This is a genomic window from Actinomadura luteofluorescens (assembly GCF_013409365.1).
Lineage (GTDB): Bacteria > Actinomycetota > Actinomycetes > Streptosporangiales > Streptosporangiaceae > Spirillospora > Spirillospora luteofluorescens.
Map to the genome: position 1 here is coordinate 4,134,239 of NZ_JACCBA010000001.1, position 22,789 is coordinate 4,157,027.

Annotated in this window: 23 protein-coding genes; 12 read left to right on the plus strand and 11 right to left on the minus strand. The window is 73.0% G+C overall.

The window, feature by feature from the left end:
• Positions 1-115: 115 nt before the first annotated feature.
• Together BJY14_RS19045 and BJY14_RS19050 are read right to left on the minus strand one after the other, a co-directional pair.
• Complete coding sequence (locus BJY14_RS19045) at positions 116-733, minus strand: rhomboid family intramembrane serine protease (protein ID WP_179844858.1); 618 nt, start codon at positions 731-733, stop codon at positions 116-118.
• Between the two features lie 106 nt (positions 734-839).
• Positions 840-1,187: a WhiB family transcriptional regulator gene (locus tag BJY14_RS19050; protein WP_376770009.1), complete on the minus strand. Its 348-nt coding sequence runs from the start codon at positions 1,185-1,187 to the stop codon at positions 840-842.
• Positions 1,188-1,333: 146 nt separating this feature from the next.
• On the opposite strand from BJY14_RS19050, the gene BJY14_RS19055 reads away from it, so the two are divergent.
• The gene (locus BJY14_RS19055; protein WP_179849486.1) at positions 1,334-1,786 is read left to right on the plus strand and encodes a GNAT family N-acetyltransferase; all 453 of its coding nucleotides are present in this window, start codon (positions 1,334-1,336) and stop codon (positions 1,784-1,786) included.
• Positions 1,787-1,802: 16 nt separating this feature from the next.
• Here the strand turns inward: BJY14_RS19055 and BJY14_RS19060 are convergent, their stop codons facing one another.
• Positions 1,803-2,198, minus strand: a complete 396-nt coding sequence (locus BJY14_RS19060; RefSeq protein WP_179844859.1) for a nuclear transport factor 2 family protein — start codon at positions 2,196-2,198, stop codon at positions 1,803-1,805.
• 62 nt (positions 2,199-2,260) lie between these two features.
• On the opposite strand from BJY14_RS19060, the gene BJY14_RS19065 reads away from it, so the two are divergent.
• Entirely contained in the window at positions 2,261-2,818 is a 558-nt protein-coding gene (locus tag BJY14_RS19065; RefSeq protein WP_179844860.1) for a TetR/AcrR family transcriptional regulator, read from the plus strand.
• 94 nt (positions 2,819-2,912) lie between these two features.
• The gene (locus tag BJY14_RS19070; RefSeq protein WP_312879308.1) at positions 2,913-4,403 is read left to right on the plus strand and encodes a CYTH and CHAD domain-containing protein; all 1,491 of its coding nucleotides are present in this window, start codon (positions 2,913-2,915) and stop codon (positions 4,401-4,403) included.
• A gap of 13 nt (positions 4,404-4,416) precedes the next feature.
• Here the strand turns inward: BJY14_RS19070 and BJY14_RS19075 are convergent, their stop codons facing one another.
• Positions 4,417-5,286 (minus strand): NUDIX hydrolase, encoded by an 870-nt coding sequence (locus BJY14_RS19075; protein ID WP_179844861.1) that lies wholly within the window; start codon positions 5,284-5,286, stop codon positions 4,417-4,419.
• Positions 5,279-7,363: an RNA degradosome polyphosphate kinase gene (locus BJY14_RS19080; protein WP_179844862.1), complete on the minus strand. Its 2,085-nt coding sequence runs from the start codon at positions 7,361-7,363 to the stop codon at positions 5,279-5,281. The genes BJY14_RS19075 and BJY14_RS19080 overlap by 8 nt, the downstream gene beginning before the upstream one ends.
• A 198-nt stretch (positions 7,364-7,561) precedes the next feature.
• Here BJY14_RS19080 and BJY14_RS19085 point away from each other — a divergent pair, with 198 nt between their 5' ends.
• The gene (locus BJY14_RS19085; protein WP_179844863.1) at positions 7,562-9,061 is read left to right on the plus strand and encodes a pentapeptide repeat-containing protein; all 1,500 of its coding nucleotides are present in this window, start codon (positions 7,562-7,564) and stop codon (positions 9,059-9,061) included.
• A 144-nt stretch (positions 9,062-9,205) separates the two neighbouring features.
• Entirely contained in the window at positions 9,206-9,442 is a 237-nt protein-coding gene (locus BJY14_RS45315; RefSeq protein ID WP_312879309.1) for a hypothetical protein, read from the plus strand.
• 67 nt (positions 9,443-9,509) lie between these two features.
• Here BJY14_RS45315 and BJY14_RS19095 read toward each other — a convergent pair whose 3' ends face one another.
• A complete protein-coding gene (locus BJY14_RS19095) occupies positions 9,510-10,673 on the minus strand; it encodes a CU044_5270 family protein (protein WP_179844865.1) in 1,164 nt (387 codons plus the stop codon).
• A 104-nt stretch (positions 10,674-10,777) separates the two neighbouring features.
• Complete coding sequence (locus tag BJY14_RS19100; RefSeq protein ID WP_179844866.1) at positions 10,778-11,410, minus strand: RNA polymerase sigma factor; 633 nt, start codon at positions 11,408-11,410, stop codon at positions 10,778-10,780.
• Between the two features lie 214 nt (positions 11,411-11,624).
• Between BJY14_RS19100 and BJY14_RS19105 the strand changes: the two genes are divergently transcribed.
• Both BJY14_RS19105 and BJY14_RS19110 read left to right on the plus strand, forming a co-directional pair.
• Positions 11,625-12,827: a PP2C family protein-serine/threonine phosphatase gene (locus BJY14_RS19105; protein ID WP_246395987.1), complete on the plus strand. Its 1,203-nt coding sequence runs from the start codon at positions 11,625-11,627 to the stop codon at positions 12,825-12,827.
• Complete coding sequence (locus BJY14_RS19110; protein WP_218905491.1) at positions 12,824-14,521, plus strand: sensor histidine kinase; 1,698 nt, start codon at positions 12,824-12,826, stop codon at positions 14,519-14,521. Before BJY14_RS19105 ends, BJY14_RS19110 begins: the two co-directional genes overlap by 4 nt.
• A 61-nt stretch (positions 14,522-14,582) precedes the next feature.
• Here BJY14_RS19110 and BJY14_RS19115 read toward each other — a convergent pair whose 3' ends face one another.
• Complete coding sequence (locus tag BJY14_RS19115; protein WP_179844867.1) at positions 14,583-15,764, minus strand: PP2C family protein-serine/threonine phosphatase; 1,182 nt, start codon at positions 15,762-15,764, stop codon at positions 14,583-14,585.
• A gap of 95 nt (positions 15,765-15,859) precedes the next feature.
• Here BJY14_RS19115 and BJY14_RS19120 point away from each other — a divergent pair, with 95 nt between their 5' ends.
• The 3 genes from BJY14_RS19120 to BJY14_RS19130 all read left to right on the plus strand — a co-directional run bounded on the left by BJY14_RS19120 (position 15,860) and on the right by BJY14_RS19130 (position 17,996).
• The gene (locus tag BJY14_RS19120; protein WP_179844868.1) at positions 15,860-16,333 is read left to right on the plus strand and encodes a MarR family winged helix-turn-helix transcriptional regulator; all 474 of its coding nucleotides are present in this window, start codon (positions 15,860-15,862) and stop codon (positions 16,331-16,333) included.
• A gap of 151 nt (positions 16,334-16,484) precedes the next feature.
• Positions 16,485-17,294, plus strand: coding sequence for a protein-sorting L,D-transpeptidase LdtCP (gene ldtCP / locus BJY14_RS19125; RefSeq protein WP_179844869.1), 810 nt, complete (start codon positions 16,485-16,487; stop codon positions 17,292-17,294).
• A 45-nt stretch (positions 17,295-17,339) separates the two neighbouring features.
• Positions 17,340-17,996: a choice-of-anchor P domain-containing protein gene (locus tag BJY14_RS19130; RefSeq protein WP_179844870.1), complete on the plus strand. Its 657-nt coding sequence runs from the start codon at positions 17,340-17,342 to the stop codon at positions 17,994-17,996.
• 56 nt (positions 17,997-18,052) lie between these two features.
• Here the strand turns inward: BJY14_RS19130 and BJY14_RS19135 are convergent, their stop codons facing one another.
• The 3 genes from BJY14_RS19135 to BJY14_RS19145 all read right to left on the minus strand — a co-directional run bounded on the left by BJY14_RS19135 (position 18,053) and on the right by BJY14_RS19145 (position 19,378).
• The gene (locus BJY14_RS19135) at positions 18,053-18,493 is read right to left on the minus strand and encodes an ATP-binding protein (protein ID WP_312879310.1); all 441 of its coding nucleotides are present in this window, start codon (positions 18,491-18,493) and stop codon (positions 18,053-18,055) included.
• A gap of 100 nt (positions 18,494-18,593) precedes the next feature.
• Entirely contained in the window at positions 18,594-18,971 is a 378-nt protein-coding gene (locus BJY14_RS19140; protein ID WP_179844871.1) for a hypothetical protein, read from the minus strand.
• 47 nt (positions 18,972-19,018) lie between these two features.
• Positions 19,019-19,378 carry a DUF1801 domain-containing protein gene (locus tag BJY14_RS19145; protein WP_179844872.1) on the minus strand — a complete coding sequence of 120 codons (360 nt, stop codon included), beginning with the start codon at positions 19,376-19,378 and terminating at the stop codon, positions 19,019-19,021.
• A gap of 121 nt (positions 19,379-19,499) precedes the next feature.
• Here BJY14_RS19145 and sepF point away from each other — a divergent pair, with 121 nt between their 5' ends.
• The gene (gene sepF / locus BJY14_RS19150; protein WP_179831795.1) at positions 19,500-19,706 is read left to right on the plus strand and encodes a cell division protein SepF; all 207 of its coding nucleotides are present in this window, start codon (positions 19,500-19,502) and stop codon (positions 19,704-19,706) included.
• 64 nt (positions 19,707-19,770) lie between these two features.
• Positions 19,771-22,755, plus strand: coding sequence for a DUF4132 domain-containing protein (locus BJY14_RS19155; RefSeq protein WP_179844873.1), 2,985 nt, complete (start codon positions 19,771-19,773; stop codon positions 22,753-22,755).
• Positions 22,756-22,789 lie beyond the last annotated feature (34 nt).

Sequence of the window (22,789 nt, forward strand, 5' to 3'; positions counted from 1 at the left end):
TGGGCGGGTCGCCCACCTCGGGGTGACCGATACCCGACGAAGATCAAGAAGAGCCTTGGAGACGACAAAACAATGGAGTCGCCAGAATGGCGCTCCATTCACAACAAAAGGGTATTTAACCGGACGTTCCCCGAGGCGCCTCGATCTTGCCGCGGCGCAGGAACCACGCGGCGAGGAGGCCGCCGAGCAGCCCGAACAGGTGGCCCTGCCAGGAGATCCTCGGGTCGCTCGGGAGGACGCCGAGCAGCATCGTCCCGTAGACCGCGACGACGGCGACCGCGATGGCGATGTCGGGCAGCCGCCGCTCGAAGATCCCGCGACCCACCAGGTAGCCGAAGAAACCGAAGATCAGGATGCTGGACCCGAGGGTGTTGGCGGAGCTGAGGAACCACACCCCGAGCCCGCCGACCACGATGATGATCAGGCTGGCGGCGAGGAACCTGGCGATGCCCCGCGCCGCCGCGACGAATCCGAGGACGAGGAACGGGACCGTGTTGGCCGTCAGGTGCCCGAAGCCGGCGTGCATGAACGGCGCGGTGAAGATGTCGGGCAGGTCGTCCACGTCGCGCGGCTGGATCCCGAACCGGTCGAGCCAGCCGTTCATCGTGTAGTCGACCGCTTCGAGCACCCACATCGCGGCGGTCACCGTGAGGATCAGCACCGCCGACGCAAGGGCGCGGACGCCGTGCTTCGCCAGGCCCTCGGAACGTTGCCGGTCGGGGGTAAAGCTCATGTCAGCCACCGTAAAGTCTCTGCGTCCCTGACTCCCCCAACGCACGGGACGGCCGGATGGTGCCGGTGGCCTTTTCGATGGGCCCCCAGAAGCCTCTATGCGGCCTCTAGGCGGCGGACGCGTGCTCCGACTCGGAGGCGTCGCCGCGCACCACGATCACCGGCAGCGGCCGCCGTGCCGGGGCGTCGGCCGTCCGGCGCAGGTAGCGCCGCTCCTCGGGGGTCGTCCCGCCCCAGATGCCATCGGGCTCCCCCACCCGCAGCGCCCACGCGAGGCAGTCGGCCCGCACGGGGCAGTTGGAACAGATCTCCTTGGCCGCGTCCTCCTGTGCCTGGAGCACGGGCGCGGCGTAGCCGATCGGGAAGAACAGGTCGGGATCCGCGCCACGGCAGATGGCGTGGTCGGTCCAGTGTTCCTCGTTCTCGGTGTTGTGCATGGAGCCGGTGTTGTGCATTGACTTCTCCCTGCGCGGTGAGACCACCGTCCGAGCCGGGGGGTCTCCACTCAGCGTAGTACTACACAACGTAGTACTACAAGACATGGGCGAACGCTGCAACTTAGCGCCCCGATAACCTGGGAGGTGTGCAGAGTGATCAAGAAGTGACCTTCCGCGAGGCGACGGTCGACGATCTCCCTGAGATCGTCCGGCTACTCGCCGACGATCCCCTGGGATCCACCCGCGAAACACCGGGTGAGGAGATACCGGAGGCCTACTTCCGAGCGTTCGCCGCGATCGAGAAGGACCCCAACAACAGCCTGGTCGTCGCCGAGGTCGCCGGCGCGGTCGCCGGCACGCTCCAGCTCACCTTCATCCCCGGCCTCACCTACACCGGCGGCGAGCGCGCCCAGATCGAGGGCGTCCGCGTCGCCGCCGAGCAGCGCGGCGCCGGGCTCGGCCAGCTCCTGATCACCTGGGCCATCGACCGGGCCCGCGCCCGCGGCTGCCGCGTCGTCCAGCTCACCACCGACCGCCAGCGCCCCGACGCGATCCGCTTCTACCAGAAGATCGGCTTCCGCCCGTCCCACATGGGGATGAAGTACCACCTCGCCTGAGCCCCGCCGCTCCGGTTCACGGGACGAGGGCGTCCCGCCACCGGGCCGTGTCGGTGTACTGGTGCAGCCAGGAGATCCGCCCCTCGGTGACACGCCAGAGATGCGCGAACTCCGCCTCGTACGAGCGGCCGGTGGCCCTGGCGGTCCCCCGGTAGCGTCCGGTCACCACCACAAGGCCGTCGGCGGTCTCATGCCAGGTCTCGGCGTAGGGAGCCGTGTCGAACTCGGCGAAGACCGCGCCCCACACCCGAGCGAGGGTCTCCTCGGGGCCGCGGAAGGCGCCGCCCGCGCCGCACGGCAGCCCGGGCGCCGTGTGCGCCTCGAACTCCGGGTGCAGGAGCGCGAGGATCGCCGCCGCGTCGGCCGCCTGGGCGGCGGTGTAGAAACCCCGGACGATCTCGGACGCCGTCATGGCCGCTCCTTTTTAGAGGATGTGTTCTAGAATCCTCTCACTACTATCATCGGAGGGCGCGCGTGGGTAGACCGGCCAAGTTCGGCGAGGACCGGATCCTCGACGCGGCGCTGGCGGTGACGGCCGAGGGCGGGCCCGCCGCCGCGACCATCGCCGCCATCGCCGAGCGCCTCGGCGCCCCGTCCGGCTCGCTGTACCACCGCTTCGGGTCGCGCGACCTGCTGCTCGCCACCCTGTGGACCCGCTGCGTCCGCCGCTTCCAGGACGGCTTCGTCGCGGCCCTGGACGCGGGCGACGCCGAGGCGGCCGCCCTGCACACGCCCCGCTGGTGCCGCGGGCACCCCGCCGAGGCCGCCGTGCTGCTCCTGCACCGCCGCCGCGACCTCGCCGCCGCCTGGCCCGCCGAACTCGCCGCCCCGCTCGAAGCCCTGAACGCACGGGCCGCGGACGCGCTGAGCGCGTTCGCGCGGGCCGGCGGCACCGACCGCGACCGCGTGGTCTTCGCCACGGTGGACGTCCCCTACGGCGCCGTCCGCCGCCACCTGCTCGACCGCCGGCCCCCGCCGCCGGAGGTGGACGAGCTGATCGTCACGGCCTGCCGCGCCGTCCTGGCCCCGTAGGGCCGGAAAGGCTTCTGTTGGTGTTCACCTTGGCGTGAAATGCTGGTCACCTGGGTGTGTATCCCAATTTGTCACCCGTCCGGAGGAGCAGCGCGTGGCCGAGCGGCATCTGGAGATCGAGCAGAAGTACGACGCCCCGGCCGGGTTCGTCCTGCCGGATCTGGACGGGCTCACGGGCGTGGCGTCGGTCGGGGAGCCCGAGGTCCGGGAGCTGCACGCCACCTACTTCGACACCGCGGACCTGCGCCTGGCGGCCAACAGGATCACGCTGCGCCGGCGGCGGGGCGGGCCGGACGCGGGCTGGCACCTGAAGATGCCGGCCGGGCAGGACGGCAGGCACGAGTTCCGGGCGCCGCTCGGGCGGCCCCTGCTCGTCCCGGCGCGCCTGGCCGGGCTGGTCGCGGCGCACACCCGCGGGGCGGAGCTGCGCCCCGTCGCGACCCTGGAGACCCGCCGGACGGTCGTGCGCCTGCTCGGCGCGGACGGCGAGGCCCTCGCGGAGGTCGCCGACGACCTGGTGACCGGGCGCGGGCGCGAGGCCGAGCCCGAGCGGTGGCGGGAGATCGAGGTCGAACTCGGCGCCGGGCCGCCGGAGCTGCTGAAGACGGTCGGCAAGCGCCTGCGCAAGGCCGGCGCGAAGAGGGCCAAGTCGGCGTCGAAGCTGGCGAGGCTGCTCGGGGACGGCGTCGCGCCCTCGGAGGCGGCGCGGCGGCGGGCCGAGGCCCGGTCGCGGATCACGGCGGCCACCAGCAACGGGAAGGCGCCCGCGATCACGACGGGCGAGGTCGTGATGGCCTACCTCGCCGAGCAGGTCGAGGCGATCCTGCGGTTCGACCCCGGGGCGCGGCTCGGCGAGGAGGACGCCGTCCACCGCATGCGGGTGGCCGTGCGCAGGACGCGCAGCGCCCTGCGCAGCTACCGGCCCGTCCTGGACGCGGAGCGGACCGCGCCGCTCGGGCCCGAGCTGCGGTGGGTGGCGCAGACCCTCGGCGAGGTCCGCGACCTCGAGGTGCTCCGGATGCGGTTCGCGCAGGCGCCGCCCTTCCTGCTGGACGACCTGGAGCGGCACGAGCGGGCCGCGTACCGGCATCTGAACTCGGCGCTGAGGGACGCGCGGTACTTCGCGCTGCTCGACGCCCTCGACCGGCTGGTCGCCGAACCGCCGCTGGCGGCCGTCGCCGGGAAGAAGGCCCGCAAGGAGCTCCCCGCGCTCGTCACGCGGGCCTGGGACCGGATGGCCGGGGACTACGCGTCGATCAAGACGTCCGCCGACCCCGACCTCGCGCGCCACGAGACGCGCAAGGCGGCCAAGCGCGCCCGGTACGCGGCCGAGCTGGCGGTCCCGGTGCTGGGCGCGGCGGCCAAGCGGGTGGTCAAGGACGCCAAGCGCATCCAGGAGGTCCTCGGCGCCCACCAGGACGCCATGATCGCGATGGAGCACCTCGAACGGGCCGCGGCCCGCGCCCGCACGACCGCGGACGCCTTCGCGATCGGCGTCCTCTACGGCGGGGAGCGGGCGGAGGCGGAGAAGGCCCGCGACCAGCTGGCGACCACCTGGTCACGCACCTTGGGCCCCTCGTTCTGAACGCGCACCCGTCCTAGGGGGCCGCCGAGGTGCCGTGGCGTTCCAGGGCGGCCAGGGTGCCGCCGGCCAGGTGGGCGGTCCAGAACTCGGCCTTGTCGAGGGACGTGTCGTCCGGGACCTTCTCGCCCAGCTTCCGGCACAGCCCGGCGATGAGCTCGGTGACGATCTCGCCGTGCGTGCTCACCACCGCCGGCGTGCCCGCCATGGACAGCAGCCGCTCCATGGCCTGGTCCGGGTTCGTCTCGCCCACCGTGAACGCCGCCTCCGTCTCGACGGGCACGCGCACGCGCCGCGCGTAGGGCAGGACGGTCTCCAGGCAGCGGGCCGTCGCCGAACTCACGGTCCGCATGGGCCCGTAGGAGTGCAGCAGCCCGGCGAGGCCGGACGCCTCGGCGCGGCCCGCCTCGTCCAGCGGGCGCAGCTCGTCGGCCTCCCGCCAGGCCCGCTTCTCCCCGGCCCGCGCGTGCCGCAGGATCACCAGCGGCGCGGTGTCGAGCGGGCCTTCGCGGAACCCGCGGAGCAGGTCGACGTCGTGCCGGTAGCTGAGGCGGGCCTCGGCCTCCTCCGCCGGAAGCCAGACCAGCTCGTCCACCTCCTCGTTGGGGGTGAACGCGCTCACGGCGACCGGGCGGGCCGCCCAGTACTCCACCCGCTTGGTCCGCTCGCCGAGCGGATAGGAGACGGTCGGGAGGCGCCGTCCGAGGCGGGGGACGACGCCGGTCTCCTCCTCGATCTCGCGGACGGCGGCGCGCAGCACGTGCTCGCCCGGGTCGACCTTGCCCTTGGGGAACGACCAGTCGTCGTGGCGGGGGCGGTGGATCAGCGCGAACTCGGGTCCGTCGCGCCACAGCAGCGCGCCGGCGGCCCTGATGACGTCAGACATCGATCGTCCTCCACCGGCGGCTCTTCACCAGGTGGGTCTGGATGTCCAGGAGGGTCTCGCCCGCACCGGCCCGGCTGCGCGTCCAGGTGCCCTCGGCGTCGAGCGCCCAGGCGTGGGTGCGCTCGTCCATGGCCCGGTCCATCAGGGCGAGCAGGTCGTCGCGCTGGGCCCGGTCGTTGACGGTGACGAGGGCCTCGACACGGCGGTCCAGGTTGCGGTGCATCAGGTCGGCGCTGCCGAGCCACACCTCGGGCTCGCCGCCGTTCTCGAACGCGAACACGCGGGAGTGCTCCAGGAACCGGCCGAGGACGCTGCGCACCTGGATCATGTCCGACAGGCCGGGCACGCCGGGACGCAGCGCGCAGATGCCGCGCACCCAGACGTCCACCGGCACCCCGGCCCGCGACGCCCGGTAGAGCGCGTCGATGACCACCTCGTCCACCAGGGCGTTGCACTTGATCCGGACGCGGGCGGGATGCCCGGCCCGCCGGTTGTCGATCTCGTGCTCGATCCGCTGGACGAGCCCGGAGCGCAGGCTGTTCGGCGCGACGAGCAGCCGGTGGTAGGAGCTCTGCCGCGAGTAGCCGGTGAGGTGGTTGAACAGGGCGCTGACGTCCTCGCCGACCTCGGGGTCGGCGGTGAGCAGCCCGAAGTCCTCGTACAGGCGCGCGGTCTTCGGGTGGTAGTTGCCGGTGCCGATGTGGCAGTAGCGGCGCAGGTGGCCCTCGGACTCCTGCCGGACGATCAGCGCGAGCTTGCAGTGCGTCTTCAGCCCGACGAACCCGTAGACGACGTGGCAGCCCGCGGTCTCCAGCTTGCGCGCCCAGGCGATGTTGGCGCGCTCGTCGAACCGGGCCTTGAGCTCGACGACGACCACGACCTGCTTGCCGGCCTCGGCGGCGCTCATCAGCGCGTCCACGATCGGGGAGTCGCCGCTCGTCCGGTACAGCGTCTGCTTGATCGCCAGGACGCGCGGGTCGGTCGCGGCGTCCTCGATGAGCCGCTGGACGGTCGTGGTGAACGAGTCGTAGGGGTGGTGGACGAGGACGTCGCGCTCACGGATGGCGCTGAAGATGCTGACGTCCTCGGGCAGCGCCTCCTTCGACGGGACGAAAGGGGGGTACTTCAGCTCCGGGCGGTCCAGGTCGGCGATGGCGGCGAGGCCGCCGAGGTCGAGCGGCCCGACGACGCGGTAGATCTGGCCCTCGTCCACCCCCAGCTCGGAGGTGAGCAGGTCCAGCACCCCCTCGGAGATCGACTCCTCGACCTCCAGCCGGACGACGGGGCCGAACCGGCGGCGCAGCAGCTCGCGTTCGAGCGCCTGCAGCAGGCCCTCGCTGATGTCGTCGTCGATCTCCAGGTCCTGGTTGCGGGTGACCCGGAACGCGTGGTGCTCGACGACCTCCATCCCGACGAACAGCTGCCCGAGGTGCGCCGCGATGACGTCCTCCAGCGGCGTGAACCGGTCGGGGGACGCCTCGATGAAGCGCGGCAGCAGCGGCGGCACCTTCACCCGGGCGAACATCGTGGCGTCGGTCTCCGGGTCGCGGACGATCACCGCGAGGTTCAGCGACAGGCCCGAGATGTAGGGGAACGGGTGCGCGGAGTCGACGACGAGCGGGGTGAGCACGGGGTAGATCCGGTCGCGGAAGAGCCGCCGCAGCCGCTCCTGCTCGGTCTCGGCGAGCTCGTCCCAGCGCAGGAGGTCGATGCCCTCGTCCTCCAGCGCGGGCAGGATCTCCTTGCGGAAGCACGACGCGTGCCGCTGCATCAGCTCGTGCGCGACCACGCCGGTGCGCGCCAGCACCTCGCGGGGCTGGCGGCCGCTGGCGGACTGGACGGCCAGCCCGGTCGCCATCCGGCGGGCGAGCCCGGCCACGCGGACCATGAAGAACTCGTCGAGGTTGCTGGAGAAGATCGACAGGAAGCGGACGCGTTCGAGCAGCGGCAGGCCCGGATCCTCGGCGAGTTCCAGGACGCGCTGGTTGAACCTCAGCCAGCTCTCCTCCCGGTCGAGGAAGCGGTCGTCGGGCAGCGCCTCGGATTGCGGGGGGACATGTCCTGGATTGACGGTCATGCCAGAATTTTCCCTGATCTAGGTTAACGAAAGTCGAACGTGCGGGTTCCGCCGAGGTATCTGATACGTCGATCATTCCCGTGGTTCCCCCAGATCACTCCGCTCCGGCCGCCGTCGCCGAACGTGGCCGGGGGGTTGCAACGACCTGGCCACCGGGAGACCTTCACTGCGCGCCTCCGCGTGGGTAGAACGAAGACCGTGACTCCTCACGAGGCTTCGCCGCCCACGGTGTTCTGGCCGCGCTGCACCGCCGTCGACGGCTGCACCGGCCGGGCCGCGGGCGGCCCGGGCGCCTGCCCCGCCCACCTGCGCCCCAGCGAGTTCGAGCGGTTCGTGGACTCGCTGCGCCCCGGCGCCGACCTCGACCTGCGCGGCGTCACCGTCCCGCCGTGGCTGCTGGACGGGGTGCTGGACGCCGTCACCGGCCCCGACGGGCGGCCCCACCTCGGCCGGACCCGGTTCGACGGGGCGGTGCTGCCGGCCGACGCGGGCCTGCGCGGCTTCTGCGTCGAGGGCGACAGCTCGTTCGACGGCGCCCGCTTCCTCGGCGGCGCGTCGTTCTACGACGCGCGGTTCTTCGGCAACGCCTCGTTCCGGGGGGCGCGCTTCGGGCGCAACGCGTCCTTCCACGAGGCCCGGTTCCACCGGCACGCCTCGTTCGAGGAGGCGGTTTTCACCGGCGACGCCCTCTTCGGCGAGACGCGGTGGCACGCCGACGCCGCCTTCCGCGGCGCCGTGTTCATGGGCGCGGCCTGCTTCGACCGCGCGCGGTTCGGGCGGGACGCGGCGATGCAGGGGGCCGGCTTCCGCGGCGACGTGTCGTTCCGGCGCGTGCAGGTGACGCGGCACGCCCGGTTCGAGCGGGCGCGGTTCCGGCACGGCGCCTGGCTCGGCCCGCTGGCGGCGGGCGGCCGGATCGCGCTGTCGGACGCGACCGTGCACGGCGGGCTGCGGGTGCACGCGGCGGCGCGGCAGGTCATCGCCCGCGGCGCGATCGTCCACGGGGAGGCCGACTTCCGGCTCCGGCACGCCGAACTCGACCTGGAGGACGCGGTGTTCGAGGGCCCGGCCGCCGTCCGGGCGCTGGCCCATCCGATCCAGGGCCTCGCCGAGCCCACCACCGGGAACGCCGCCGGGACCGGCACGTCCGGCGTCCGGCTCCTGTCGCTGCGCCGCGCGGACGCGACCCGGCTGCTGCTCGCCGACGTCGACCTCAGCGGCTGCGGCTTCCTCGGGCTGCGGCGGCCCGACGCGCTGCGGATCACGGGCGACTGCGCGTTCGCGACCGCGCCCGGCCGGCGCCGGCTGCGGCCGTGGCGCCGCCGCGACCGGGCCGTCCTCGCCGAGGACATCGCCGGCGGCGCCGGCCACGACGACGACCGGCTGCGCGCGCTGTACCAGGCGCTGGCACGTGCCACGGCCGACTCCGACCGCGACCGCCTCGCCCGCGACTTCCGCTACAGCGCGCTGGAGATGCGCCGCCACGGCGAGCGCGACCCGTGGCGCCGCGCCGGCCTGCACCTTCTGTGGATCACCTGCGGATACGGGCTGCGCGCGGGACGCGCCGTGGCCTGGCTCGCCGTCATCATCGCGCTGCTGTGCTGCGGCGCGTCCCTGGTCCGCCACGACGACCGGACCCGGCACGACAACCGCACGGGGAGCGTCCGCGGCGCGCACACGGGCACCCGCAACACATAAGCGCCGGACGGCCCGCTAAAGGCGGGGGTTGTTTTGTCAGACCCACGCGTAATGATTGTTGTTATGAGCAGAGACACCCATCCGGGGGTGCAGTGCCCGCACTGCCAATCCCATCTCGCGCTCGTCCCCGTGACTGGAAACCCCGTGTCCGGAAACTCCGCCGCCGCACCCGTCCCCGTCCTGCCGATCGTGGCGAAGGAGGAATGGCAGCCTCCCCCCGTCGCCGAGGTGCTCGCCGTTTACGCCGGGCGCGCCAAGGACACCGTGACGGCGGCGCGCGGCGCCGCCAAGGTCCGCGACAGCCTGAACCGCGCCAAGGCGGCCGCCGCGGGCCGCAAAGCCGCACAGAAAACCGCGCGCCGCACCCCCAGAAGCGCGTGATCACAACCCGGCCACTAACACCGGGAAGGGACGGCACCGCGCCGGCACCGTCCCTTCCGCAATGACGTCAGCGCGGCTTGGTATCGGTCCATTCCGCGCCGACCAGGGCGGTGGAGTTCATCGTCCGCCCCGCCGGGACGCTCGCCCCGGCCGCCGGCGCCACCATGACGTTCAGCCCGGCCAGCGCATTGCCCGACGCCAGATCAATGATCATTTCGTCCCTGATCACGCCCTGCGGCGTCTTGTCGTCCAGCGCGATGGCGTTCCCCGTCCGCCCCTGCGGATCCGTGACCTTCCCGAGTGACCGCACCGCCGGGAGCCCCGCCAGCATCCGGAACGCGGCCGCCCGCACCGCAGGCTTCACCGGCATGTCCATCACCAGGCCGCGCGCCACGGTGTAGAGCCACCGGTCCGACGCCATCGGCCGGTTCGACTCGGTGTCATGGCCCTTGTACCAGCGCAGCAGCTCCGCCTTGAGCCGCTTCGGGTCGGACGGCAGCGCCCGCAGGTCCTTCATGCTCACGTTGCGGCCGAGCCAGAACACCTTGTCGCCGTCGACCAGCGCGGCGCCGTTGAAGCTGCGCGGACCGGGCGCGGTCTTCGCCGTGAACCCCTTCAGGCGGCCCTTGCCCCCCGGCACGACCGGAATCTGGATCTTGAACGTCGCGGGCGACCCCGCGCGCCGCCACGCCTCCTCGTCCGCCTTCGTCGCGGGCTTGGCCCCCAGGTCCTGCCCCGCGGCGAACGCCTTGCCGCCGGGCCTGCTCGGCGTCCAGCTCTCCGCCTTGCTCCTGACCGTCACGGCGTAGGCGCCGCCGCCCTTGCCCACCGTGTACGTGGAGGACGAGACCGTCACCTGATGCCAGTACGCCCCCGTCGTCTCGGTCTGACCGTCCGCCTTCTCGGCCGCCGCGAGCAGGACGGTCCGCGCGTCGAGCACCCGCTCGCCGCCGCCTCCTCCGCCCGTCCCGCCCGGGTCCGTCCCGTCCCCGCCGGGGGCGACGAACACCGCCGCCGCGGCCACCGCCCCCGCGGCGACCGCCCCGGCGAGCCCCAGCCCCCAGACCGGCCGCACCCGCCGACGCGCGGGCGCGGTGCTCCCGGCCGCCTCCCCACGCGGCGCCGCCATGGCCCGCGCCAGCTCGTCCCGCCGCACGCCCTCGTCCACCGGCGCACCCGGGTCCATCTCCTCAGGCCTGGCATCCCGCAACACCCGCATCACATCCTTCATGCCGTTTCCTGGCGGGGGGACGACCCCCCGCACCCCCCGGTCCGCTCCGCTCATACCGTTTCCCTGCGGGGGGACGACCCCCCGCACCCCCCGGTTCGCTCCGCTCATACCGTTTCTCCCTTGACGACTCCGACCTGCGAACGTCCTGCTCGCGCCGCCGCACCCCCCGACCCCGGTCCGGGGTCGGTCCGGGCGGGCGGCCGGGGCGGGTCCGGGCGGGCGGACGCCGTTCGGGCGTCCGGCTGCTCGTCCTCGGCCGCGCGGAGCAGGCGGCGGCGCGCGCGGTGCAGGCGCACCCGCAGCGCCGCCGGCGTGCAGCCGACGACGCGGGCGGCCTCGCGGGGCGTCAGGCCCTGCCAGGCGATGAGGATCAGGATCTCCCGGTCCCCCTCGGGCAGCGCCGCCATCGCGCGCAGCACCGCCATCCGCTCCGCCACGTCCTCGGCGACGTCGCCCGTCTGGCGCGGCGCCCACCGCCCGAGCTCGGCCGCGAACGACTCGCGGCGCACCCGCGCCCGGTGCCCGTCGCGCAGCACGTTGCGCGCGACGCCGAGCAGCCACGGCAGCGCCGGGTCCGGGACGTCGGCGAGCCGCCGCCACGCCACGGCGAAGGTCTCGCTCACCACCTCGTCCGCGACCTGGCCGCCGGCGCGGGCGGCGGCGTAGGCCCACACGCGCTGGCGGCACTCGTCGTAGATCGCGGTGAAGCGCTGTTCATCGGGGGCCTCGTCTGCCACCGCGTGCTCCTCCGTCCGTCCGATCAGGTCATGTCACGGGGTAGTGGCGCGGGAGGCGGCATCGTTACCGGAAGGGCGGCGGGTTCCTCCGGACGAGCGCCGTTTCGCCGCTCCGCGTGCCCTCCGGGCGCCCGATGCCTCTAACATTTGCTCGATGGCAAGGGCCTCCCACCTGACATCGACCCGGCCCAGGCCGGACAGAAGGAGCTGAGACATGGCCGCGATGCCCAGTCGCGGTGCGGAGCGGCTCCTCGGTGTCGCCGGATCCCCGCACCTCCTTCTCGTCGAGGACGATCCCGGCGACGCCTTCCTGTTCGAGGAGCTCCTGACCGAGGCGCAGCCCGGTCTGCGGATCACCGTCGCGGCCACGCTCTCCGAGGCCCTCGCCGCGCTGCGGCCCGACATCCAGTGCGTCATCGTCGACCTGTCCCTCCCAGACGCGCAGGGGCTCGACGCCCTCCACCAGGTGCGCGAGCACTCGCCGACCACGGCCGTGCTGGTGCTGACCGGCCTCGCCGACGCGCACGTCGGCGTCGCCGCCGTCGCCGCAGGCGCCCAGGACTACCTCGTCAAGCAGGACGCGGACGGCGCGCTGCTCACCCGGGCGATCAGCTACGCGATCGAGCGCAAGCGCGCCGACGAGTCCGAGCGGCAGCTCGTCGAGGCGCGGGCCCTCAGCCGGGAGAACGCCAGGTTGGAGCGCGGCCTGCTGCCCGTGCCGATCCTGCACGACCGGACGCTGCGGCACCACACCCGCTACCGGCCCGGACGCGACCGGGCGCTGCTCGGCGGCGACTTCCACGACACCGTCGAGACCTCCGACGGCGCCGTGCACGCCGTCATCGGCGACGTGAGCGGGCACGGCGCGGACGAGGCGTCCCTCGGCGTCCGGCTCCGCATGGCGTGGCGCACGCTCGTCCTCGGCGGGCACACGGGCTCGCGCCTCCTCGACACCCTCGACACCGTCCTGCAGCACGAGCGGTGGAGCGACGAGATCTTCACGACCGCCTGCATGGTGACGATCGCGCCCGACCGGCGCACCGCCCGGGTGTACCGGGCCGGGCACCCGTGCCCCCTGTTCTTCTCGCCGGACGGCGTGGAGGCCCTCCCGGCCGAGCCCCGGGGCCCGGCGCTCGGGCTGCTCCCGGGCGCCCGGTGGCCCGCCGCCGACCTGGAGCTCGGCGACGAGTGGGGGCTGCTGCTCTACACCGACGGACTGATCGAGGGGGGCGCCGGCGAGGACGGCGGCCATCTCGACATGGCGGGCCTGCTGCGCCTCGCCAGGACCGCGCACGAGGAAGGGAGGCGCGGCGACGTGCTCGTCGACGGGCTCATCGCCGAGGCCGAGCGGCTGAACGGCGACGTCCTCTCCGACGACCTCGCCCTGCTGATGCTGAGCCGGGGGGACGACCGATGACCACCGCGAGATCCGCCGAGACCGGCCAGGAGCCGCGCGCCGCCGGGCCGGGCGCCGTGCTGCCCGGCGCGCAGATCCCCGAGGGGCAGGGGATGGGCCGGGTCCGGCTCGTCCAGATCTACCGGGTCGGCTCCGCCGTCCTCGGCGCCCTCCTCCTGGCCGCGTTCGTGCAGGCCGGGACGGCGCTGTACGGGAACGAGCAGGCCCGCGACGTCCTGATCGAGCGCGTCGACCCGGCGACGCTCGAGCAGTTCCGGCTCTCCACCGCCATCACCGGCCAGGACACGGCCATCCGCGCGTACGCCGAGGAGGGCGGGCGCGAGCACGTCGAGCAGTACCGGTCCGCCGTGCGCCAGGAGGCGGCGTCCGCCGCCCGCATGCGCCGCCTCCTCGCGGAGGTGCCCGGCCACGAGGAGGTCGACCGGCTCCTCGCCAAGGCGACCGCCGACTCGCGGGCCTGGCGGACCGGGTTCGCCGACCGGGTCGCCGCCGGACCCGGCGGTCAGGGCATCGACCGCGGCGAGAGCCGGCTGGCGGGCCACCTGCTCGTCCAGGCGCGCGGCGACATGACGCCGCTGCAGGCCGGCATCACCGAACTGCACGAGCGGTCCGCCGCGAAGCTGAACTCCCGCGCGAGGACCGCCCAGTGGTCCACGTTCGCCGCGCTCGCCATGGTCGTCGTCGCCGCGCTGCTGCTCGCCGTGCTGTTCCGCCGGACCGTGCTGACGCCGGTGTCGACCCTGACCGGACGCGTCCGCGCCGTCTCGGAGGGCGACTTCGGGCACCGCCTCGACGTCCCCGGCCCGGCGGAGATCAACGAGCTGGCGGCGATCATCGACGCGATGCGCGCCCGGATCATCGAGGAGTGGCGCACCAGCGAGGACAAGTCCCGCCGGCTCGACGAGCAGACCGAGGAACTGCGCCGCTCCAACGCCGAACTGGAGCAGTTCGCCTACGTCGCGAGCCACGACCTCCAGGAGCCGCTGCGCAAGGTCGCCAGTTTCTGCCAGATGCTCGAACGCCGGTACGGCGACAAGCTCGACGACCGCGGACGGCAGTACATCGCGTTCGCCGTGGACGGCGCCAAGCGCATGCAGGCCCTGATCAACGACCTGCTGAGCTTCTCCCGCGTGGGCCGGATGTCGCGCCCCGAGGACTCCGTCGACCTCGACGACGTCGTCCGGCAGGCGCTGGACAACCTCTCCACGCTCTGCGAGGAGACCGGCGCCGAGGTGGACGTGGCGGAGCTGCCCGACGTGGCCGGGGACCGCACCCAGCTGGTCCAGCTGTTCCAGAACCTCGTCGGAAACGCGATCAAGTTCCGCCGGGAGGGCGTGCCGCCGCGCGTCACCATCGACGTCCGCCGCACCGGGGACGAGTGGGAGTTCGGCTGCTCCGACAACGGGATCGGCATCGACCCCCGCTACGCCGACCGGATCTTCCTCATCTTCCAGCGGCTGCACTCGCGCGAGGAGTACACCGGCACGGGGATCGGCCTGGCCCTGTGCAAGAAGATCGTCGAGTACCACGGCGGACGCATCTGGCTCGCCGCCGGCGAGCACGCCGAGCCGGACGCGGAGGCCGCCACCGGGACCACCTTCCGGTGGACGCTGCCCGCCCAGCCGTCGGCCGGTACAGAAGAGGACGGCGAGGAAAGCACCGGAGACCAGGTCGACCGCCCCCAGGCGACCTGACCAGGGCCGTCGGGACGGTCGGCTTCGCGCTTCTGCCGGAGCGGCGGTTCGGTGGGGATCGTCAGGCTTCCGGGCCGGTCTTCCCGGCCTCCGCGTCCCGGCCCGTCCAGTCGACGCACACGATCACGGCGTCGTCGGACGGCTCGGTGCCCCCGTGGAAGCCGACGTAGTGCCGGATCATGGTGCGGACGGCCTCGGGCGGATCCTGCAACCGGGTGGCGCGCATCGCCTGGGGCAGTCCGGCGTCCCCGTAGAGGACTCCGGCGGGCGACCGGGCGCCGTGCACGCCGTCGCTGACGATGACCAGCCGGTCGCCCGGCTCGACGGCGAACTCCTGGGGCACGTAGCGGGTGTCGCCGAACATGCCGAGCGGCATCTGCGCCTCGAACGCGATCCGCTCCGTGGCGCCGTCCCGCATCCGGCTGATCACCGGTGAGCCCGCGTCGATGACCCGGACCCTCCCGTCGGTGAGCTCGAACTCCAGCAGCAGCGCGTCCACGAGCCGCTCGCCCCGGTGCCGTCCGAACACCGCCTCGTCGGCGAGCTCGGCCTGCTCGACGATGTCACCGCCGGACCGGCGGGCGTTGCGCAGCGCGCTGATCGCCAGATGGGTGAGCTCCGCCGACTCCGTGCCCGACCCCATCCCGTTGCTGACGGTCAGCGTGAACCGGTCGGCGGACGTGGCCCAGTCGAACGCGTCGCCCCACACGGCGTACGCGGGCTCCAGCTGGCCCGCGAACCAGAGCTCGGACGCCCGGTAGGCGGGCGCCGGCAGCAGGTCCCACTGCATCTCGGCGGCCAGGGTCAACCGCGTCCGCCGCCGCAGGCGCCGGTACCGGTCGGTGGCCTCGTCGGCGATCTTGAGGGCGCGGGCGAGCACGCCGGCGAAGTCGTCGAGCCAGGGCGGCCCGCCGTCCGGAAGCCGCACCGACAGGATCCCGATCCGCTCCCCCTTCACGGTCAGCGGCAGGTGGGCGAGCCCGCCCCCGTCCTCCTGGACGGGCCGCTGCGACGCGAACGCCCGGCCCGGCGCCGTGTTGTCCACGGGGACGTCGTCGCCGGTGGAGAGCGTCCGGACGAGGAACGTCTGCCGGTAGTCGATCATCAGGACCTCGGTGTCCGCGCCGCCGGCGTGCCGGTCGAGCAGGTCGGCCGCGACGGCGATGACATCGTTCGGCGGAGCCGCCCAGATCGCCTTCCTGACCGCCTCGAACGGCCCGTCATCCCCGCGTGCACCATGCATCTCGATCCTCGCCTCGTCGCCGCACGGCCCCGGCGGCCGGCGGACCCGCAGGTCCCGGGATGCCGTGGGCGACGTCGTGTGTAACAGTGGAGGGCATGGTGGCCACGTCGGGTGAGGACGCCGCGGAGTACGCGGCCGCGCTCGACGATGCGGCCTCCACCCTGTTGAACGTGTGGTCGCGCGCCCACAATGCCCCGGATGTCCCTATTCCGTCCACGCAACTGCGCGCGCTGTTCGTCCTGGAGCGGGGGCCCGTCAACATCAGCAGGCTCGCGGGCGAGCTCGGCGCGCTGGTGTCGTCGGCGAGCCGGCTGTGCGACCGGCTGGAGGCGGCCGGGCTGCTCACGCGCGACCCGGGACGCGACCGGCGCCAGGTCACCGTCCGGCTGAGCAGCGACGGGCAGGCGCTCCTCGACCGGCTCCGGCTGCGGCGGCGCGAGAACCTCACCCGCGTGCTGGCCGAGATGCCGGCGGCCGCGCAGGCCGCGCTGCTGTGGGGGCTCACCGAGTTCCACGAGGCGGCCACCCGCCCGGACGACGACGGCGGTTCCCTCTCGATGCTCGCGTGAACTGTCCATGAAATCCGTTTTCCCCGAAAAGTCGTGACCCTCCGCAAAGCGCCTTCCAAATGGAGCATTTTCAACATTTACAGCAGCCGACTCGGGAGCGTTTTCGCCATTCTCGATACGGCCGCCTTCACCACTACTAACATCCCCGCTCATGGCGACCATACGTGCCCCTCGGCATTCCCTGCGCGCCGTCACCGCGGGCGGGATCACCGCTGCCGTGCTCCTCTCCGCCGGCGGATGCGGCGGCTCCTCCTCCGGGCACGGCACGGCGTCGGCCGCCGGGACCAAGGGCGGGCAGGCCGCGCCCGCCAAGGTCCCTGAGGCCACGACCTACACGAACCTCAGCGGCGCCCCGGCCGACCCCACGCCCGACGGCGCCACCGACGGCCTCGTCGTGCACCCCACCAGCCCGGCGCCCGTGTTCGACCGCCCGGCCGGTCACCGCTTCGCCACCCTTCCCGTCGCCGAGCTCGGCGGCCCCACCTGGGTGCCCGTGGTGGAGACCTCGGGCGACTGGCGGAGGGTGCTCCTGCCGAGCCGTCCCAACGGGGCGACCGGCTGGGTTCCCGGCACCGCGCTGAAGACCGCGCACACCCCCTACACCGTCCGCGTCGACCTCACCCGCAGACGCCTCGTCCTGGAGAGGTCCGCGCGCCCGGTGGGCCACTGGCCCGTCGCGACCGGCGACGCCAAGACCCCGACGCCGACCGGCCGGACGTTCGTCATGGCGACGCTCGCCCCGGCCAAGAAGACGCCGAGTCCCATCGTCCTGCCACTCGGTACCCACTCGGCGACCCTCGACACCTTCGGCGGCGGTCCCGGCACCGTCGCACTCCACGGCTGGCCCGACACCTCGGTGTTCGGCAAGGCCGTCACGCACGGCTGCGTGCGCGTACCCGCGGACGCCTTGAAGGCGCTGTCCCGGGTGCCGCTCGGTTCCCTGGTGTTCATCACGGCCTGACCGGCCGGCACCACCTCAAGCCCTCACGAGAATCGGAGTACGTTCATGCGTCACAACCATGCCGCCAAACGGTTCGCCACGGCCGGGCTGCTCGCCGCCGGCCTCACCGCGGCCGCCGTCCCCGCCCCGGCGTTCGCCGCCGCCCCCGGCAGCGAAGGCTCGGCGTACGGGCTGACCGTGACCGGGCCGATCGCCGTCCCGCCGGTGCCCGCCGTCTCCTCCAGCACCGGCCGCGTCAGCAAGAGCCTCCTGCGCGAGGACCGCACCAAGCTGGTCAAGGCGTCCGCGCTGGACGTCGACGCCTCCGCCGCCCGCGCCCGCTCCGCGGTCGCGCACCTGTCCGTCCCGTCCGCGAAGCTGCTGGCCGACGCCGTCACCGCCAAGTGCACCGCCGGACAGGGCGGCGCCCACCTCGCCCGCGCCACGCTCGCCGGAAAGCACCTGGACTCCACCCCGCCGCCCAACACCACCGTCCCCGTCGACGTGGACGGCCTCGGCCGGACGGCCCTCGTCCTCAACAAGCAGCAGCGCATGGCCGACGGCCGCCTCGCCGTCACCGGCATGGAACTGGCCCTGCCCGGCAACAAGGGCGCCATCCGGGTCGCGTCCGCCACCTGCGGCAAGCCCGCCGGCCCGGCGCACGGCCCGTCCGAGGCCCCCGCGCCGAAGCCCGTCAAGCACGACCTCCCGGTCACCGGCTGACCGGCGTCCCGAGCCGCGGCCCGGCGGGCACCAGCCCGCCGGGCCGTTCCATGCCGTCAGCTCGCCAGCGACTTCTCGAAATGCACGATCGACCCGTTCCGGTGAGCGCGCCCGGCGATCTGAACCCCCTCCGTGAACGCCCGCATCAACCGAAGTCCCCGCCCGTGCTCGGCCAGCGGCGGCGCCTCCACGCGCTCCCACGCCGCGGCCCCGTCAGCCCCGTCCGCCGTGCCCCCGTCGATGACGTCCACGACGCATCTCGCGCCGTCCATCCGCGCCCGGACCTCGTACTCCATTCCGGCCGCGGCATGCTGAATGACGTTCGCGCACGCCTCGCCCAGCGCGAGCGCGATATCGGCACGGACCTCGGAACCCACTCCGAGCCCGCGGAGAGAGGCGTCGAGCGTGTGCCGCACCAGCGGTGCGCTCTCTGCGTTCCTCGGCAGGGTCATTTCAAGAACGACCTCCATGCCAATCGCCTCCGTTCCCTCTAGCACACAGATTTCCCACAGCTAACGGAGAGAAACTCTTTGGCGCATATTGCGATGCCCCCTCCTGCGGCCGACCAGCGTCGTGGAGGTGCGGCCCTTGTGCCCTTTACTCGTCCGCGTTACCCGCCAGGTGCCGAGCGGCGGCGACCTGGTCCTTGTCGAGGCCCTGGTAGTCGCTGCGGCGGTTCTGTTCGGCCTGGTCTTCGATCCACTTGCCGTGCGCCTCCCACGCGGCCTGCTTGCTGACGCCCATCGCGCCGCCGATCTGGGCCCACGACGCGCCCGCGCGGCGGGCCGAGCGGACGGCGAGCTGCCGGCCGTAGACCGCCTTACGCGCGATCACCTCGCCGAGCGCGAGGAGTTCGAGGACCTCCTCGCGCCGGAGCGGCGGTTCCCCCACGGCGTCCTGGACCCACAGCTCGTCGTACCGGGCCGCCGCGCTCGTCAGCGTGATGTCTCGTTCGATCCCATCTGGAGTGACCATGATGCGAGTGTGCGCGTCAAGTGATCCTGACGTCAAGGTCCCTTGACCTACTTCTCCAGGTCGCGTCCCTGCTTGAGCCAGCCGGCGAACAGGTCGGCGTCGACGTCGTCCGGACCGCGCAGCTTCACACCGGCCATCTGCCTGGACATGGCCTCCAGGCGGCCTGAGCCGTCCTCGATCAGCTGGCCCTTCCAGAAACCGAACGTCACATGCTTGGGATACGCCTTCAGGAAGCACACCGGCTTCTGCCCCGGCTTGTCCCCGAGGCTCCAGGTCGGCTGGCCGTGCCACAGCGCGGGCTCGACTCCCATCGCCTCGCCGACCACCGCGAGGGCCTTCTCCAAGACGTCCCGCAGTCCCTCCGGGACGTCCGCCACGTACTCCTGGACATTCGCGTGCTTACCCATCTCGATCCCCTCTCGTCACCAACGCGTCGCCCGGCGGACGAGCGGATCGACAATCGGGAGAGATTTCTTGCCTGTGGCGTGGGTCACTTGACCCCGGGGAGGCGCCGGGCAGACTGGGGCCGTGGTCAAGTCGCTGCGTCCCCAGAACTACAACGAGGTCCTGTACGTGGGGCACTTCTTCCGCAAGGGCGTCCCGGTGCTCATGGATCTGACCGACCTTCCGGACGGCGACGCCAAACGCCTCGTCGACTTCGCCACCGGCCTGGTCTTCGGCCGCGGCGGCGCCCTCGACCGCGTCGACCGGAAACTCTTCCTCCTCCAGCCCTGAGACACGCAGAGGGACGCGACTCGCCTCCCTGATTCTGTCGGGCGGCGAAACTAATCTGCTCCGCATGCCCCAGAACGAGAATCTTCTCGTCATTCCTGATGATTGGCGCGCCGCACTCCATCCGCGTCGCGGAGGGACGCACGGACCTTCGCTCGAACTCGACGCGGGCGCCGTCTCCACCGTTCGGCAGTGGGAGAAGGAGACGCGCGACGAGATCGAGCATCTGCTCGGCAGCCCGAGCAGTCGCGGAGACATGGTCGAGTCCGCCCGCGCGTACCTGAGGGGCGAGGCGAACCCTCAGGGTGCCGCCGTGATGGCGGCCGGCCTCGCCGCGGAGTGGCCTCTGCGGGACGACTACGACTACGACGACGAACCGTTCGCCACCTTCGCGGACGCGTGGATCGCCGAGCACGGTCCGGTGTTCGCCGCCGAGGCCACGGTCGAGCTGAGCGGCGTATTCGTCGACGGTTACGCCTGGCAGGAGCGAAAGGACCGGCGCCATTTCCGGCCCCGCCGTCTCGACAAGCAGGACCCCGGCTACAACCGGGGGCTGGACTGCCTCGAACTGGTCGCGGCTCGGGTTCGCGGCTTTCTCGCGGTCGCCGACGAGCCGGAGTACCGGCGGACCGTCGACGCGCTGGGCGAGCGCCGCCTCGACAGCATGCGGCGGCTGGCCGCCGCGTACCTGGTGCCGACGCAGACCGCATGGGTCGACGAGCTCTGCGCCGCCCTGCCCCGCTTGCAGCCGCACACCTGGATGATGGTTCTGTGCACGATGGGGACCGCCGACCAGCTCCCCCCGCTGCTCGCCGGGCAGAGCGGGTGGTACTGGCTCAACGGCAGACCGGGCGTGCTTCCCACGGCCGTGGAAGGCGTCGGTCCCGCGCTGGCCCCGACGCTCGCCACCGTCGCCGACGAAGAGACCGAGACCGGACGCGACCCCTACGAGTTGCTGCGGGCCCTCGGCCTGCTGGGCACGGACGAGGCGTTCCGGCTTCTCGTGGACCGCCTCGACCGACCGCACGCGCAGAAGGCCGTGATCGAGACGGCTCGCCACTTCCCCCGCCGGGCACTGCGGCTGCTCGGCGAGGCGGCCGCGTCGGGGCCCGCGCCGATCTCCTCCTACGCCGTCCGGCTGCTACGCGAGCACGTGGCGGTCTGGCCCGACCTCGCTACCGAGCTCCTGCCCCGGTTGTCCACGAAGGCCCGCGAGGTCGTCGGGTCCATCGGCGAGGCGGCCGCCCGCTGGGTGCCGGAGGCCCCGGCGGAGTCCCTGCCGAGGCTGCTGGTCGAGCCGCCGTGGACGCGCGATCGTCCCCTGTTCACGAGGGTGACCGTCAGGGGGCTCCAGCCGCTCACCGCCGGGCAGCCGAATGAGCCGGAGGAACGGGCGCAGATCCGTGCCCTCATTCCCGTCGCGTTGGGAAAGGTCGGCCCTCAGAGGTTCAGGGCGGAGACCGCACTTCGGCGCATCGCCGGATCCGGAGGCGACGGGGAAATCCTCGAAGTGGCCGGTGAGTACGGCACCAAGGCCGCGAAAGCCGCCAGGGCGCTGCTCGCCGCCGACCCCCTTGACGACCTTCCAGCGGAGATGCCCAGGCGTCCGGTCTGGCAGGACCCGTACATCCTTCCCCAGGTGCTCCTTCGGGAGGACGGCCGGGCGCTTCCCGCCGGCGCGGTCGACCGCATCGTCACCATGCTCTCCATTTCCAAGCCGGACAAGCCGTACGCGGGCCTCGACGTCGTCAGGAGGATCTGCACCCCCGCCTCGCTCGCCGCACTCGCCTGGCGGCTGTTCGAGCTGTCGGGCCTGCGCGAGCAGAGCTACGCCGTGGACGATGGCGACTGGGTTCTGACGGCCCTGGGGCTGTTCGGCGACGACGAGACGGTGCGCAGGTTCGCGCCGGTGATCCAGGCCTGGCCGGGCGACGGCGGGCACGCCAAGGCGGTCAGGGGCCTGGACGTCCTGATCGCGATCGGCGGCGACGTGGCGCTGATGCACCTCCACGACATCACCACCAAGGTCAGGTACCCGGGCCTCAGGAAGAAGGCGCAGGAGCGGGTCGGCGCCCTGGCCGAGGATCTCGGGCTGACCCCCGAGCAGCTGGGCGACCGGCTCGTTCCCGACTTCGGGCTGGACGAGAGGGGCGAGCTGTTCCTCGACTACGGCCCGCGCGGCTTCACCGCCGGTTTCGACGAGCGGCTCAGGCCGTACGTCGTCGACGGAGACGGCCGGCGGCGCGCCGGCCTCCCCAAGCCGGGCGTCCGCGACGACGGGGAGCTGGCCCCGGCCGCCCACCGGCGGTTCGCCGCCCTGAAGAAGGACGTCCGGACCGTGGCGGACGAGCGGCTCCGGCGCTTCGAACGCGCCATGACCGCGCAGCACCGGTGGAGCGTCCCGGACTTCCGCGCCCTCATCGTCGATCATCCGCTGGTGCGCCACATCGCCCGGCGGCTGGTGTGGATCACTGAGGAGGGCCGCGCGTTCCGCGTCGCCGAGGACGGGTCGCTCGCCGACCTCCAGGACGACGAGGCGACTCTGGCCGAGACGGCCAGGGTGGGGGTGGCCCACCCGCTGCACCTCTCCGGCGACCTGGAGGCGTGGGCCGAGCTGTTCGACGCCTACGAGATCAACCAGCCCTTCCCGCAGCTGGGCCGCCCCACGCACGCGCTGACCGGGGACGAGCGCGCGGGCACCGAGCTGGCGCGCTTCCACGGCGTCACGGTGCCGGTCGGCAGGCTGGTCGGCATGGTGCCGCGCGGATGGCAGCGGGGCAGCGCCGAGGACAACGGCATCCAGTTCAACGTCCTGCGGGAACTACCCGGCGGCCGGACCCTCGTCGTCGACGTCGATCCGGGCATCGTCGTGGGCGACATCGGCTACCGGCCCGAACAGCGGATCGAGCGCGTCCGGCTCTGCCGGGACGCCGGCCTCGGCAGGCGCGCCGAGGCCGGGCCACTCCGGTTCTCCGAACTGGACGCGATCACCGCCTCCGAGGTCCTCGCCGACCTCACCGAACTCACCACCGGTACGAACGAGCGGGGTTAGGCCGTGTTTCACAGTCCCGGCTCGCCTGGCGGCT